The following is a 14,531-nucleotide window of genomic DNA, read 5'->3' as shown; positions in this document are numbered from 1 at the left end:
GCCAACCCGTCGGACGGGTGAGTCTCCCCACCCTGTTCTACAGCCAACGCCCCTGTATCATCTGGCGATACACCTGCCGCAGCCAGTTGTCGCCGACCGCTTCCAGCGTCAGGCCCCGGCCGGTCAGCAGCTTGTAGCTGTCCTCGTACCACTCGGTGCCACGGAAGTTGTAGCCCAGTATGGCCCCGGCGGTGCGTGCCTCGTCGGTCAGGCCCAGCGACAGGTACGCCTCGACCAGCCGGTGCAGCGCCTCGGCGGTGTGGGTCGTCGTCTGGAAGTCTTCGACCACCACGCGGAACCGGTTGATCGCCGCGGTAAAGTGGCTGCGCTTGAGATAGTAGCGGCCCACCTCCATCTCCTTCGACGCGAGATGGTCGAAGGCCAGGTCGAATTTCAGAACCGCGGACTTGGCATATTCGCTGTCGGGATAGCGCTCGATCACCGTCCGCAGCGATTGCAGCGCCTGGAACGTCAGGCCCTGGTCGCGGCCGACCTCGTCGATCTGGTCATAATAGCTCAGCGCCAGAAGGTAATGCGCATAGGCCGCATCCTCGTCCGTCGGGTAGAAATCGACATAGCGCTGCGCGGCCGAGCGGCTGTTCTCGTAATCCTGGGCCTCGTGGTAGGCATAGGCCTGCATGATCACCGCGCGCTTGGCCCATTCCGAATAGGGATAAAGCCGCTCCACCTCGCCGAAGACGCTCGCCGCCAGTTCCGGGTTGTTCCGCGCAAGGTCATATTCACCGCGCTCGAAGATCTGCTGGGCGGTGAAGTTCTCGTAATTGGCGTCGCCCCGCTCGACGCTGTCTGCGCCCCCACAGCCGGACAGCGCCAGACCTGCCACCAGAATGCCCGCCAGACCGGTACGAAACTTCGCCGATGTCATGATGTCAGAACTCACCCAGTTGCAAAAATTGGCCGGACCAAATCCGGCGATCGGGTTTGGTCCTAGCACATAAATCCGTGATGCAAAATCACTTTGGCGCCTTTCCGTGCCGCCTAATCAGGCGACCTCGGGAATTTCCCGCGGATGCACACCGGCGCCCGGCAGGCGGGCTGCCATTTCGGCATCGCACTCGACCACCTCGAAGGCTTCCGGATCGGCGAAAAGCGCGCGCAGCAGGTCGTTGGTCAGCGCATGACCCGCCCTGTCACCCTGGTAGTGGCCAAGGATCGGCAGGCCGGCCAGGCCCAGATCGCCAAGCGCGTCCAGCATCTTGTGCCGCACCGGCTCGTCGGAGTGGCGCAGGCCGCCGGGGCAGATCACCCGGTCGCCGTCAAACACCACGGCGTTGACGCCGGGGTTGCCGCCCTGCGCCAGCCCGTTGGCCAGCATCGCGTCCACGTCCGCCTGGCGGCAGAAGGTCCGGCTGGTGGCCAACTCGCGCACGAAGCTGCCGTTCGACATGTTGAGCGTCTTTTTCTGGCTGCCGATCGCGGCATCCTCGAAATCGATGCTGAACTCGATCAGCAAGGTCTCGTGCGGCACCAGCCGTGCCATCGCGTCGCCGCGGCGCACATCGACCGGCTTGCGGATGCGGATCGCCTTCACCGGCGCGTGCGACGGGCGGATGCCCTTCGACAGGATTCCCCGCACGAAAACCGAGGCGCTGCCATCCATGATCGGAACTTCCGGCCCCGCCACCTCGACCAGCGCGTTGTGAATGCCACACCCCACCATCGCCGCCATGATATGCTCGACCGTCGAAAGCTCGACGCCGTGCCGGTTGACGAGGCGGGTGCAGAGCGGCGATTGCAGCACGTGATCCCACAAGGCGGGAATGTCGTTCTGCCCGAGCGCGCAATCGGTCCGGCGGAATACGATCCCGCAATCCGGACCGGCCGGACGGATCGTAACCCGTGCCGGCTGGCCGGAATGCAGGCCGACGCCGGAAAAGGAGACAGCGGTTTTGATCGTATTCTGCAAGGTTAACCTCGATCGGGTTCGGGCAGTTCGTGTTACAAAAATGTCTAATTACGGGGCCCGCGTTTAACAACTCAATCTTTGCAACGGCCTGAAACATGCCGGAAAGGGACTTGGCAACAATCCGCCTACCCGAATCGCCCTCCCCCTCAAGGCCCTGAAAACAAAGAAAAAGGGCCGTCAAAAACGGCCCTTTTCCTGCGTGATTTTTCGCTTGTTCAGTTCGCCTGGCGGCGCAGGAAAGCGGGAATTTCGATCTGGTCGTCCTCGTCCTCGTAGGCGTCTTCCTGCGGCGCCTGGCGCGAGTGAACCGGCGGTTGCTGACGGGCCGGGCGCGCGCCGCCCTGTGCGGCTTCGCTGCCGCTGCCAGTCATCCGGTTGATGAGGGAGTTGATGCCGAACCGCGATTTCTCGCCGCTCGCCGCGGTTTCGCGCGGGGCGGGTTCCGCGGCACGCGGCTGCTGGGCCGGGCTGCGGCCGACCGCCGCCTGCAGGCGGGCCATGGCGTCGGGCGACGGTTCGCCCAGCGACGGGCCGCGCGGCGCCACGAAGCTCTCGCGCATATCCTCTTCGTCTGCGGCAACGGGCGCCTCCGGTTCCGGCGCAGGCTGGTAGGCCGGCGCGGGCAGACCGTCATCGTCGATCGCCTCGTCCTCGTCCGAGCCGAAGATATCCTCGTACTGGTCCTCGGCGGCGGCGCTCTGTGCGTCGAAACCGTTGAACAGGGTCGGCTCGGCCTCGGCCTTCGCGGCCGCGGCGGGTTGTTCGGTCATCGCGGCCACCTGCGGCACCTCGGCGACCGGCGCCTCGGGCTCGGCCACGTGCTCACGCGCCGGCTTCAGTGGCTCGGCCAGCGAGCGGCGCGGCACCGGGATATCGGTATGCACGTTGCTGGCGTCGATACCGGTGGCAACAACGCTCACCCGCATCATGCCTTCCATGGCCGGATCCAGCGTCGAACCGACGATGATATTGGCATCGGCATCCACTTCCTCGCGGATGCGGTTCGCCGCTTCGTCCAGTTCGAACAGGGTCAGGTCGTGCCCGCCGGTGATGTTGATCAGGACGCCCTTCGCCCCCTGCAGGCTGATTTCGTCCAGCAGCGGGTTGGCGATGGCCTTCTCGGCGGCCTGGATGGCGCGATCTTCGCCGTCGTCCTCGCCGGTGCCCATCATCGCCTTGCCCATCTCGTCCATCACGGCGCGAACGTCGGCAAAGTCGAGGTTGATCAGGCCGGGCCGGACCATCAGGTCGGTCACGCCCTTCACACCCTGGTAGAGGACGTCATCGGCCATCGAGAACGCCTCGGTGAACGTGGTTTTCTCGTTCGCCAGCCGGAACAGGTTCTGGTTCGGAATGATGATCAGCGTGTCGACGACCTTCTGCAGCGCATCCACGCCGTCCTCGGCCTGCTTCATCCGCTTGCCGCCCTCGAACTGGAACGGCTTGGTCACGACGCCCACGGTCAGCACGCCCAGCTCACGGGCGGCCTGCGCGATGATCGGCGCGGCGCCGGTGCCGGTGCCACCGCCCATGCCGGCGGTGATGAAGCACATATGCGCGCCGGCCAGGTGGTCGACGATCTGTTCGATGTTCTCTTCGGCGGCGGCCGCCCCGATCGAGGCCTTGGCGCCGGCGCCCAGGCCCTCGGTCACCTTCACGCCCAGCTGGATGCGGTTCTCGGCATTCGACTGGCTCAGCGCCTGCGCGTCCGTGTTGGCGACGACGAAATCGACCCCTTCGAGCCGCTTCTCGATCATGTTGTTGACCGCGTTGCCGCCTGCCCCGCCGACGCCGAATACGGTGATCCGGGGTTTCAATTCTTCCTGACCTGGCATCGTGAGGTTCAATGTCATTGCTCTGTCCGCCTGCTGTTTTGCCCGTATGCCGGGCTTTTTCCGCCTATATTTCACCGATCTTAACGATGCTTGGGCTTTCCGTCACCCAAAAAACACCTGAAAAACACAAAATATGGCTGATTTCTTTGCTCCGAACGCGGGATTTCGCCGATTCAGCCACATATTGCGGTTACCAGTTGTCCTTGAACCATTTTACGGCCCTCTTCAACGACCGCGCCGGGTAGCGATCCACGGGAATCTCGAAGTCCCACCACTCGTCCTGCGGATTCGCCGCGAAAAGGCACATCCCCACCGCGCTGGCAAAGCCCGGCCCCGTCGCCGCCTGCGGCAGCCCGTGTACCCTGAGCGGCCGTCCCAGCCGCACCTGCTGGCCCAGGATCCGGCTCGCCAGGCCATCCAGCCCGGGGATCTGGCTGCCCCCGCCGGTCAGTACGATCTGCTGGCTCGGGAGGTAGCTGAACCCCGCCGCATCCAGCCGCGCCCGCACCTCTTCGAGGATCTCCTCTATCCGCGGCCGCATGATGCCGATCAGTTCCGCCCGCGAGATCTTGCGCCGGTCGTGTTCCCAGTCGCCGGTTTCACCCCCGATCTCGATCACCTCGCGGTCGTCCATGCCGGTGGCCACGGCGCCGCCATAGAAGGTCTTGATCCGCTCGGCCACCGTCTTGGGCACCTGGAGCCCCATGGAGATATCGCCGGTCACGTGCTCGCCGCCGATCCGCACGCTGTCGGCATAGATCATGTGTTTCTTCATGAAGATCGAAATGCCCGCGCTGCCGCCGCCGAGGTCGATGCATGCGGCGCCCAGCTCCTGCTCGTCCTCGACCAGCGCCGAGATCGCCGACACGTAGGAGGACGAGGCCAGCCCCGCCAGTTCGAGGTCACACCGCTTCACGCAATGGGCGAGGTTCTGGATCGCGTCGGCATCCACCGTCAGCATGTGCATGTCGGTCGACAGCGATTGCCCCATCTGCCCGCGCGGGTCCGACAGGCCCGAACGGTGGTCGAGCGCGAAGTTCACCGGCTGCGCATGCAGCACCTCGCGCCCATCGCCGTAATCCGGCACGTCGCAGGCCGACAGTACCCGGCTGATATCCTGCTCGCTCACCGTGTTGGTCTCGAGATCCACCTGCCCCGCCAGCCCGTAGGACCGCGGGTTCGCCCCCGAGAAACAGGCGATCACGTGATCGACACGGATATTCGCCATCTTCTGCGCCGCCTGAAGCGCCGTGCGGATGGCGCGTTCGGTCTCCTGCATCGCGGCGATCTCGCCGAAACGCACCCCGCGCGAACGCGTCGTCGCCGCGCCGATCACCCGGAAACCCGCCTGCCCGGCCAGCGTGCCGATCCCGTCCTGATCCTGCAGCCGCTCGGTGCCGTCGAACCGCAGCACGAGGCAGGCGATCTTCGAAGTGCCCACGTCCAGCACGGCGACCACGCCCCGCTGGATGGCCGCCTTGCGCATGTTCCGCATTGCCCGTTGGGAATCGTAAAGCTCGATCATCAGTTATCCGTCCCTGCCATCATCTCGGTTACCCGCCACCATTCCTCGACCGCGTGGTCGTTCATTCTCACCGTCGGACGCTCGGCCAGCCGCATGTCCACGACGACCACGTCGCGCTCCAGCATGTCCTGCACCTCGTCCAGCACGATCACCCGTTCCAGTGCCCGCACCGGGTTCTCCTCGGGCAGCAGGATGCGCTGGCCGCGGTCCATGACCACGTCCCACCGCCGCTCGCCCATCCGCACGAGGCCCTTGACCCGGTCCCCCAGCGGCGCCGCCGCCTGAAGGATGTCCAGCGCGCCGCTCACGTCCTTCGACCCGCCCTTGCCGGCGATCACCGGCAAATCGGCGCGCTCCAGCCTCGAGGCGATTTCCGACACCACGTAGCCGTCCTTGTCGACCAGCCCCAGCCCGTCCCAGGTGCGCCACACGACGACCGGCTCGCGCTCCTTCACCTGCGCCACCAGCACCCCGCCCTGCCGCACGCGCACGCTGGCTTCCGCCACAGCCGGCAGCCCGACGATCATGTTGCGCACATGCTCGAGGTCGATATCGAAGGAACTCGACGGAAGGTCGAAGGGGAAGATTTCGCGGATATCGTCCTCGACCCCGGCGCTCGCCCCCTCGACGGTCAACTCGTTGACCATGAATTCGGGCCGCGTCTCGATCTGCTTGCGCAGGTCGGCGATGGCCGTCTGGATCGCCTCCTGCCGCCCGGCATCCGAAAGGTAGACCGTCGCCACTGTGAAGGTTACGCAGAACGGCACCCCCACCCGAAGCAGGATACGGAAGAGCGGCGTCAGCATCAGCCGCTGCAAGCGATAGGTCAGCCGCGACGGCGCCGGGTCGTTCCGTGTCGTCACCTGTTGCACGACGCATCCTCCACAAGCCAGCGGCACAGTTCCGGGAACGAGATCCCCACCTTCTGCGCCTGCTCGGGCGACAGCGAGGTGGGCGTCATGCCCGGCTGCGTATTGGTTTCCAGCAGCACGAGCCCGCCCGGGCCCTTGCTTTCGTCCCAGCGGAAATCGGTCCGGCTCAGCCCGCGACAGCCCAGCACCTCGTGGGCGCGCAGCGCGTAGTCCATGCAGGCGTCGAAAATCTCCTGCGGCACCTGCGCCGGCACCTCGTGGCGCGAGCCGCCCTCGGCATACTTGGCGTGATAATCGTACCAGCCCTCGGTGATGATATCCGTCACCGTCAGCGCCCGGTCGCCCATCACCGACGCGGTCAGTTCCCGCCCGGCCACGTATTGCTCGACCATCACCTGCTCCGGCATGTCATCCGACAGTTGCGGCGGCGTGTTCGCCGCTTCCCGCACAAGGTAGACACCCACCGACGAGCCTTCGTTGTTGGGCTTCACCACGTAGGGCGGCTCCATCACGTGCCGCACCTTCACCTCTGCGGCGGGCGCGATGATGCTGTCCACCACCGGCAGCCCGGCCGCGACATAGGCCGCCTTGGTCTTCTGCTTGTCCATCGCCAGCGCCGAGGCCAGCACGCCGGAATGGGTATAAGGGATCTGCAGCCATTCCAGTACCCCCTGCACACAGCCATCCTCGCCCCATCGCCCATGCAGGGCGTTGAAGACGACATCGGGCGCAATCTCTGTCAGACGATCGGAAAGATCGCGGCCGGCATCGACCTCGATCACGTTACATTCCGCTTCCCGCAACGCGGCGGCGCATTCCCGCCCAGTCGACAGCGAAACCTCTCGCTCGGCCGACGGGCCGCCCATGATTACCGCCACTTTCGGGGGTGTCCTGCTCGACATACCCACCTTGGTGCCTCAATGTCCCGGGCCGTTCTCCGGCCCTTTTTCGTTAAACCGCCTTATTGGCTATCCGGGGCCGGTTCGCCGACCCTCATGATTTCCCAATGTAACTCTATTCCGCTGGATTGAAAAACCTTTTTTCGCACTTCCTCGCCCAAACCTTCCAGATCGGCGGCCGTGGCCCCGCCCGTGTTGATCAGGAAGTTGGAATGTTTCTCGCTCATCTGCGCCCCGCCGCGCCGTGCGCCACGCATCCCGGCATCGTCGATCACCTTCCATGCCTTCAGGTCATGCACGTCATCGGCGCGCCCCGTGCTGGAAAACCCCGCCGGGTTGCGGAAGGTCGATCCGGCGGTCCGGTCCTTCGTGGGCTGGGTCTCGTCGCGCTTCTGCAACTGGGCGGTCATCCGCTCGTGCAGCTCCTCCGGCACGCCTTTCGGCCCCTCGAACGTGGCTTGCGTGATCACCCAGCCCTCGGGCAGGTCGGTCTGCCGGTAGCGGAAATTCAAATCATCCGCGGTCAGTGTCACCACCTCCCCCGCCCGCGTCACGGCCCTGGCCTCGACGAACACATCCGCCGTATAGGTGCCGTAACACCCGGCATTCATCCGCACCGCCCCGCCCACGGCGCCGGGGATGGTCCGCAGGAAGGTCAGGTCGACACCCCCGTCCGCCGCCTTCCGCGCCACGTGCGCATCAAGCGCGGCGGCGCCGGCCGTCACCCGGTTGCCCTCCATCTCGATGCCGTTGAACCCACGGCCCAGCCGGATCACCACGGCCCGCAGGCCCCCGTCGCGCACGATAAGGTTGCTGCCGACGCCCATGGGGAACACCGCGACCTCCGGGTCGAGCGCCTTCAGGAACGCCGCAAGATCCTCCGCATCCGCAGGCTGGAACAGGTAATCCGCCGGCCCGCCCACGCGCAGCCAAGTGAGGTCGGAAAGCGGGCGGTCCGGCGTCAGCTTCCCGCGGGTCTCTGGCATATTTGTCATGAAATCCTGCTACTGGCCCGCGCCCGCCGCCGCAAGCCCCTAGCTCTCGCCCGCCCGCCGTCGCACCAGCCAGCCGATCCCGCCGCCCGCCAGCGACCCGATCAGCCCCGGCCCCAGGATCAGCAGCCCGGCCATGCCCCAGGCCAGACCGTCCGCCTGCCCCGCCCGCGACAGGCCCCACAGGATCAGCGCCAGGTAAACTCCCGCCATCGCCAGCACCCACCGGCCCGCCCCGCGCCGCGCGGCCCACAGGCCGATCAGGCCTGGCACCCCGGCACTTCCCATGATGACGAACCAGACCACGCCCTCAGCCCCGCTGCCCCTTCCGCAGCTGCCCCCAGCCCACGGCACTGCCCACCAGCAGCCCCAGGATCCCCGGCGCCCACATCAGCATCGCCATGATCGCATAGCCGAGCCCGTCCATGCCCGTGGCCAGTTGCCCGCGCCAGATCGTCCAGGCCAGCAGACCCGCCAGCACAACGACCAGCACCGCGACGACCACGCCACGCCCCGCACGCACCAGCACCACGCCGGCAATCAGCGGAATGACGAAGCAGAGCAAGGGCAGGATATAGACCATCCGGAACCTTAGGCTGGCCCCGGCCCGGCTGGCAAGAACCCGTCAGCGGTGGCGGATCAGGCCGACGACAGCGCCAAGCGCACAGCCCGCAAGCCCGGCCGGGAAGACCAGCCAAAGCACCGGCCACAACTCCCCGGGCAACAGGCCAAGCACCGCCATCCCGAAGAACAGCGCCCCCAGCCCCGCCACGGCCAGCCAGTGCAGGAACAGTTCGATCCCGTCGCTGGCCTCGGCGTGGTGATAGAAGACGACGAAGCCCAGCACCATCGCCAAACCGGCCACCCCGCCCCAGATAGCCAAGCCGCCAAGCCAGATCGTGCCGCTCACCGCACGAACCCCCGCAGCCAGCGGCCCAGGTAGATCACCGGCCAGCGCAGGATGCTCATCCCCGCCACCAGCACGGCCACGCCCCACCACGGCCCGTTCTGGTAGGTCACGTAGCCCAGGATCGGGATGCCCACGGCGATCAGCACATAGGCCCGGCGCCAGTGGTTGTCCCGGCTCGGTATCAGCGCCGCGAGGTTGGCGGCCACGGCCCAGGCGCAGGCCAGCAGAAGCGAAAGGTTCATTCCGATGCCTCCGTCCCTCGGCCAAGGGCCCGCCGCGCGTAATACTGCAAGGGCCGGCGGAACATCGACACCACCGCCAGCACGGCCAAAAGCGCGGCCGGCCAGCCATACTCGACCGCCAGCCGCCAGATCAGCACCGGCGCCCCCAGCAGAAGCGCGAGCCCCGGCACGAATTGCCAGCGCATCGGCAGCATCGCCACCAGCGCCGCCGCGACCACCCAAAGACAGGCCAGCAGGAATGTGGGTGTCGTCATGTGCCCGCTCCGAAGGTTACGGCCAGCGCGGCAATCGAGGCCGCCAGCCCGAAGGCCGGAACCGCCGCCGGCACCCGGAACGGTGCTTCGGGGCTCCGTCGTTTCATGGCAATGAGCGCCGCGTTGACCAGGACGAAGACCCCCAGAAGGATGGCCGAGGTCACCTCGGCCAGGTCAGAGACCGGCAGCAGCAGCGCGCCGGGAATGACCAGCGCGCCCACCAGCACCGTCGCCAGAACCGGCGTTCCGAACCGCGGATGCGCATGGTGAAAGATCGACAGGCTTGCCGTCCGCTTCCCGAGGCCGAACAGCACCCGGCTCGCCATCACGATCTGCGCCAGCACGCCGTTCAGCGCCGCCACCACCGCGATCAGCGACAGGAAGGCCGCGTCACCCCCTCTTGCCGCCTGCCAGACCAGCGCCAGCGGCTGCTCGCTCTGGCCCAGCTGCCCGAGCGGCACCGACCGCACGGCAGCGAAGGAAACCAACGCGTAAAGCAGGCTGGTGATGAGCAGCGACAACAGGATCGCCCGCGGCAGAACGTGCTCGGGCCGGGCGACCTCCTCGGCCATGTTGACGATGTCCTCGAAGCCGATGAAGGCGAAAAACGCCAACACCGCTCCTGCCGTCACGCCGGACCAGACGATCTCGGGCGGCATGCCGAATTCCGCAACCGGCGCGGCGGTCGTCCCCGCATAGATGACAAGCCCCAGCCCGATGACCTCGACCACCGTGAACAACGCCGCCAGCGCAAGGCTTTCCAGAACCCCCACGATCGCCACCGCCACGAGGAACAAGCCAAGGCCCGCCACGGTCCAGTCGAATGGCAGACCGGTCACCGCGATGAGGTAGCCGGCCCCGCCCCTCAGCACCGCCGCCGCCGAAACCGCCCCGGCCGCCACGATCCCGAAGCCCACGATGGTGCCCAGCCAGTTCGCCCGAAAGCCTCTCGCCACGTATATCGCTTCGCCCGCCGCTTCCGGCAGGCGGGTCGAGAACTCGGCATAGGACAGCGCCGTCGGCGCCGCGATCAGCCCGGCAATGACAAAGGATAGCGGCGCCCAAAGCCCGGCCTCTGCCGCCACCGCGCCCACCAGGACGTAGATACCGGCGCCCACCATGACGCCCACGCCGTAAGCGGTAAGAAGGCCCAGCCCGATCCGCCGCTTCAGCTCATCGACCATCCGCGCCCCCGCGTCGGCCCCGTTTTCTTCGAAGAAAACGGCCCGGAATTCTCAAAAATTCCGGAACCCGTTCCGCGCGGCCGGTGCGGGGCGCACCGGAAAACCCCGGTTTTCCGGATCGGAATTTTCGAAAATTCCGACGCCGCCCGCTCCATTAGCCCGCCTTCCGCTGCAACCGCCCGGGCAGGCTGTTGGCCCAGCCGCTGATCGTCCCGGCGCCGAGGCAGACCACCATGTCCCCCGGTCCCGCCTGCTCGCGCACCAGCCGCTCGAGATCGTCCTCATCCCGGATCGCGCGCGCGTGCCGGTGCCCGTGCCGGATCAGCCCGGCGACAAGATCGTCGCGGCTGGCCCCGGCGATCGGGTCCTCGCCCGCGGCATAGACGTCGGCGATGGCCACCACGTCGGCATCGTTGAAACAGGCGCAGAAATCGTCGAACAGGCTCGACAACCGCGAATACCTGTGCGGCTGGTGCACCGCGATCACGCGGCCCGAACAGGCCTGCCGCGCGGCCTTCAGCACCGCGGCAATCTCGACCGGGTGATGGCCGTAATCGTCGATGATGGCGACACCGTCCACCTCACCCACCCGCGTGAACCGCCGGTTCACCCCGCCGAAATTCGCCAGCGCCTCGCGGATCTCGCTCCGCTTCATGCCCAGGTGCCGCGCCACGGCCACGGCCGACAGCGCGTTCGACACGTTGTGATCTCCCGGCATCGGCAGGGTGCAGCCCTCGATCATCTCGCCCTCGGCCTGCAGCGCGATGTCGAAATGCGCCACGCCGGCCTCGTATTTCAGGTTCACCGCCCGCACGTCGGCCTGCGCGTTGAACCCGAAGGTCACGACCCGCCTATCGGTGATCCGGCCCACCAGCGCCTGCACCTCCGGATGATCGGTGCAGCACACGGCCAGCCCGTAGAAGGGAATATTGCTGACGAAATCGTAGAACCCCTGCCGCAGCTTCTCGAAATCACCCCAGTGATCCATGTGCTCGGGATCGATATTGGTGACGATGGCAATCGTGGCGGGCAGGCGGTTGAACGTGCCGTCGCTCTCGTCGGCCTCGACCACCATCCACTCGCCGTCCCCCACCCGGGCGTTGCTGCCATAGGCGTGGATGATCCCGCCATTGATCACCGTGGGATCGAAATTACCGTGATCCAGCAGCGCGGCGACCATCGTCGTGGTCGTCGTCTTGCCGTGGGTGCCCCCCACCGCCACGTTCGATTTCAGCCGCATCAGCTCGGCCAGCATCTCGGCCCGGCGCACCACCGGCAGCCCGCGCAACCGCGCCTCCTTCAGTTCCGGGTTGTCCGGCTTGATCGCCGAGGAGATCACCACCACCTCGGCATCCTCGAGGTTCTCGGCCCGCTGCCCCTCGAACACCATCGCGCCCAGCTCGGTCAGCCGCTCGGTGATCTTCGAGCTCTTCAGGTCCGAGCCCTGCACCACGTATCCATGGTTCAGAAGCACCTCGGCAATGCCCGACATCCCGATCCCGCCGATGCCCACGAAATGGATCGGCCCGACATCTCCGGGAAGCTTGGTGGCTGCATTCATGTCTTTCGTCCTTTCTCGGCCAGTGCCGCGACCATGTCGGCCAGGTCGCCCGGCGCATCCGGCTTGCCCACGCTCAGCGCGGCCTGCGCCATCTGCAATGCGCCTTCGGGGTTGGTCAGGATGCTCTCGATCTGCTCGGCCAGCACCTCGACCCCCAGTTTCGATTCCGGGATCACCACCGCCGCCCCGGCCTGCGCCAGCCCGCGTGCATTGGCGTTCTGGTGATCGGCGGCGGCATACGGGTACGGGATCAGGATCGACGGCCGCCCGATGATGCTGATATCCGCCACCGAAGAGGCGCCGGCGCGGCTGATCACAAGCTGCGCCTCGCTCATCCGGCGCGGCACGTCGCGGAAGAACGGCTCGACATCCGCGTCGATCCCGTTCTCGGCATAGAAACTCGCCACCCTTTCGCCATCCTCCTCGCGGGCCTGGTGGCTGACCCGCACGTTCCGCAAAAGCTCCATCGGCAGGCTGGCAATCGCGGGCGGCACCACGTCCGACAGCGCCCGCGCGCCCTGGCTCCCGCCGATGACCAGCACCGACATCGGGTAATCGCCCGGCGGAATATACCCCGCGCCCTCGCGTTCCAGCACGGCGGCCCGCACGGGGTTACCCACATGCACGCCCTCGACCCCTTCGGGGAGGTCGGTCGGCCACATCCCGCAGGCCACGGCATCGACCTTCTTGGAAAAGACCCGGTTCACCCGGCCCAGCACGCCGTTCTGCTCATGGATCATCCGCGGCAGCCGCAACAGCCACGCCGCCGACAGCGCCGGGATCGTCGGATAGCCGCCGAACCCCACCACGATACTCGGCTTGTCGCGCATCATCCGCAGGCTCGCGCCGATCACCCCGCCGAGCACGTGAAACGGCACCAGCAGCTTGTTCAGGATGCCGCCCCGGGCAAAGGTGGAACTCGACACCTGCTCGATCTCGGTCGAATGCGGAAATCCGCCGACATAGCGCGCCCCGCGCGCATCCGTCGACAGCTTCACCCGCCAGCCCCGGCGCAGCATCACCTCCGCCAGTGCCTGCGCGGGGAACATGTGCCCGCCGGTGCCGCCCGCGGCGATAACCAGTAAAGGCTTGCGTTCACTCACTGCCAGAGACCCTTCTATCCTGGAACACGTGCTTGTCGCACGTTTCCATCCGGCTTTCTACCGCCCGCGGCCCCGCAGGATATCGCGGATTTCGCCCTGCGGCCGGCTGCGGGTGAACGCGAACAGCATCCCCACCGCGATCCCGCCGGCAATCAGCGACGACCCACCGTAGCTTACGAACGGCAGTGTCATCCCCTTCGCCGGCAGCAGCCGAACCGCCACGCCGATATTGATCATCGCCTGCACGCCGAACATCGCCACCAGCCCGGTCCCGGCCAGCCGGATGAACGGATCGCGCTCCCGCATCAGCCGCGACAGCGAGCGCACGACGATCAGCATGTAAAGCGCGATGATGCAGAGAACCAGGATCAGCCCGTATTCCTCGGCCGCAACCGCGATGATGAAGTCGGTATGCGCGTCCGGCAGGCTCCATTTCACCTCGCCCTCACCCACGCCCACGCCGAAGAACCCGCCCTCGCGGATGGCGTTCGTCGCAAAGCCCAACTGCGTGTTGGGGTCGACATCGGGGCTCAGGAACCCGTCGATCCGGCGCGCGAAGTGCTCCGAGTTGGAATAGGCGAAGCTGCCCACCGCCACGACACAGGCGGCCATGCCGACAAGCAGAACGATCGGCGCCCCGGCCACGAAATACATCACCCCCCAGCCGAACAGCACAAGGCAGGCCTGCCCGAAATCGGGCTGCATGGCGAGAAAGGCGACGATCACCAGCGCCAGCAGGAAAGACCAGCTCTTGCCCGGCGGGCCATTGATCTCCTGGCTCGCGGCCATCAGCCACGCGGCCACCACCACGAAACCGGGCTTGAGAAACTCCGATGGCTGAAGGCTGCCGAAGCCGATCGAGTACCAGCGCACGGCGCCCTTGCCGAAATCCGTGCCGAAGAACGGCAGCATCACCAGCGCCACGAAGGCCAGCATGAAGCCGACCACCGCCAGCCGCCGGACAAGCTGCGGCGTCATCATCGAGGTGACGAACATCGCCACCAGCGCGGCGAACCCGAAGATCGCCTGCCGTTCGACATAGTGGAAGGGTTGAAAGCCGTTCTTCTCGGCCAGCGGCGGCGACGCCGCAAGCCCCAGAAGGATACCGATGCTGAACAGGATAAGGATGCAGGACATCGACCACTTGTCGATCGTCCGCCACCACCTGGGGAGTACCGGGTCGCCATCCCGCGCCGGGACGGCCCCATAGACCATTTCCGTCATGAC

General features: G+C 66.6%; 16 protein-coding genes. All 16 read right to left on the bottom strand.

Annotated features, from left to right (window positions below; genetic code table 11):
* Nucleotides 1-37: 37 nt before the first annotated feature.
* Complete coding sequence (locus QUV18_RS11635; RefSeq protein ID WP_300894091.1) at nucleotides 38-886, bottom strand: outer membrane protein assembly factor BamD; 849 nt, start codon at nucleotides 884-886, stop codon at nucleotides 38-40.
* 117 nt (nucleotides 887-1,003) lie between these two features.
* Entirely contained in the window at nucleotides 1,004-1,927 is a 924-nt protein-coding gene (gene lpxC / locus QUV18_RS11630; RefSeq protein ID WP_300894090.1) for a UDP-3-O-acyl-N-acetylglucosamine deacetylase, read from the bottom strand.
* A gap of 215 nt (nucleotides 1,928-2,142) precedes the next feature.
* The gene (ftsZ, locus tag QUV18_RS11625; protein ID WP_300894089.1) at nucleotides 2,143-3,780 is read right to left on the bottom strand and encodes a cell division protein FtsZ; all 1,638 of its coding nucleotides are present in this window, start codon (nucleotides 3,778-3,780) and stop codon (nucleotides 2,143-2,145) included.
* A gap of 172 nt (nucleotides 3,781-3,952) precedes the next feature.
* The gene (gene ftsA / locus QUV18_RS11620; protein ID WP_300894088.1) at nucleotides 3,953-5,287 is read right to left on the bottom strand and encodes a cell division protein FtsA; all 1,335 of its coding nucleotides are present in this window, start codon (nucleotides 5,285-5,287) and stop codon (nucleotides 3,953-3,955) included.
* Nucleotides 5,287-6,159: a cell division protein FtsQ/DivIB gene (locus tag QUV18_RS11615; RefSeq protein ID WP_300894087.1), complete on the bottom strand. Its 873-nt coding sequence runs from the start codon at nucleotides 6,157-6,159 to the stop codon at nucleotides 5,287-5,289. The genes ftsA and QUV18_RS11615 overlap by 1 nt, the downstream gene beginning before the upstream one ends.
* The gene (locus QUV18_RS11610) at nucleotides 6,147-7,061 is read right to left on the bottom strand and encodes a D-alanine--D-alanine ligase (protein ID WP_300894086.1); all 915 of its coding nucleotides are present in this window, start codon (nucleotides 7,059-7,061) and stop codon (nucleotides 6,147-6,149) included. Before QUV18_RS11610 ends, QUV18_RS11615 begins: the two co-directional genes overlap by 13 nt.
* Nucleotides 7,062-7,120: 59 nt before the next feature.
* Nucleotides 7,121-8,053: a UDP-N-acetylmuramate dehydrogenase gene (murB, locus tag QUV18_RS11605; protein ID WP_300894085.1), complete on the bottom strand. Its 933-nt coding sequence runs from the start codon at nucleotides 8,051-8,053 to the stop codon at nucleotides 7,121-7,123.
* Nucleotides 8,054-8,092: 39 nt separating this feature from the next.
* Nucleotides 8,093-8,356 carry a hypothetical protein gene (locus QUV18_RS11600; RefSeq protein ID WP_300894084.1) on the bottom strand — a complete coding sequence of 88 codons (264 nt, stop codon included), beginning with the start codon at nucleotides 8,354-8,356 and terminating at the stop codon, nucleotides 8,093-8,095.
* Between the two features lie 4 nt (nucleotides 8,357-8,360).
* Nucleotides 8,361-8,633 (bottom strand): hypothetical protein, encoded by a 273-nt coding sequence (locus QUV18_RS11595; RefSeq protein WP_300894083.1) that lies wholly within the window; start codon nucleotides 8,631-8,633, stop codon nucleotides 8,361-8,363.
* A 42-nt stretch (nucleotides 8,634-8,675) separates the two neighbouring features.
* Nucleotides 8,676-8,960 (bottom strand): hypothetical protein, encoded by a 285-nt coding sequence (locus QUV18_RS11590; RefSeq protein WP_300894082.1) that lies wholly within the window; start codon nucleotides 8,958-8,960, stop codon nucleotides 8,676-8,678.
* Complete coding sequence (locus tag QUV18_RS11585; protein WP_300894081.1) at nucleotides 8,957-9,202, bottom strand: DUF2484 family protein; 246 nt, start codon at nucleotides 9,200-9,202, stop codon at nucleotides 8,957-8,959. The genes QUV18_RS11590 and QUV18_RS11585 overlap by 4 nt, the downstream gene beginning before the upstream one ends.
* Complete coding sequence (locus QUV18_RS11580; RefSeq protein ID WP_300894080.1) at nucleotides 9,199-9,456, bottom strand: DUF2484 family protein; 258 nt, start codon at nucleotides 9,454-9,456, stop codon at nucleotides 9,199-9,201. Before QUV18_RS11580 ends, QUV18_RS11585 begins: the two co-directional genes overlap by 4 nt.
* A complete protein-coding gene (locus tag QUV18_RS11575; RefSeq protein WP_300894079.1) occupies nucleotides 9,453-10,640 on the bottom strand; it encodes an amino acid permease in 1,188 nt (395 codons plus the stop codon). Before QUV18_RS11575 ends, QUV18_RS11580 begins: the two co-directional genes overlap by 4 nt.
* Before the next feature lie 154 nt (nucleotides 10,641-10,794).
* Nucleotides 10,795-12,201: a UDP-N-acetylmuramate--L-alanine ligase gene (gene murC, locus QUV18_RS11570; protein ID WP_300894078.1), complete on the bottom strand. Its 1,407-nt coding sequence runs from the start codon at nucleotides 12,199-12,201 to the stop codon at nucleotides 10,795-10,797.
* Nucleotides 12,198-13,304: an undecaprenyldiphospho-muramoylpentapeptide beta-N-acetylglucosaminyltransferase gene (gene murG, locus QUV18_RS11565; RefSeq protein ID WP_300894077.1), complete on the bottom strand. Its 1,107-nt coding sequence runs from the start codon at nucleotides 13,302-13,304 to the stop codon at nucleotides 12,198-12,200. Before murG ends, murC begins: the two co-directional genes overlap by 4 nt.
* Nucleotides 13,305-13,361: 57 nt before the next feature.
* Nucleotides 13,362-14,528, bottom strand: a complete 1,167-nt coding sequence (ftsW, locus tag QUV18_RS11560) for a putative lipid II flippase FtsW (RefSeq protein WP_300894076.1) — start codon at nucleotides 14,526-14,528, stop codon at nucleotides 13,362-13,364.
* Nucleotides 14,529-14,531 lie beyond the last annotated feature (3 nt).

The organism is Roseovarius sp. (assembly GCF_030373445.1).
Lineage (GTDB): Bacteria > Pseudomonadota > Alphaproteobacteria > Rhodobacterales > Rhodobacteraceae > Roseovarius.
The sequence above is the reverse complement of the archived record's forward strand: the minus strand, read 5'-3'. Positions and strand labels throughout refer to the sequence as shown.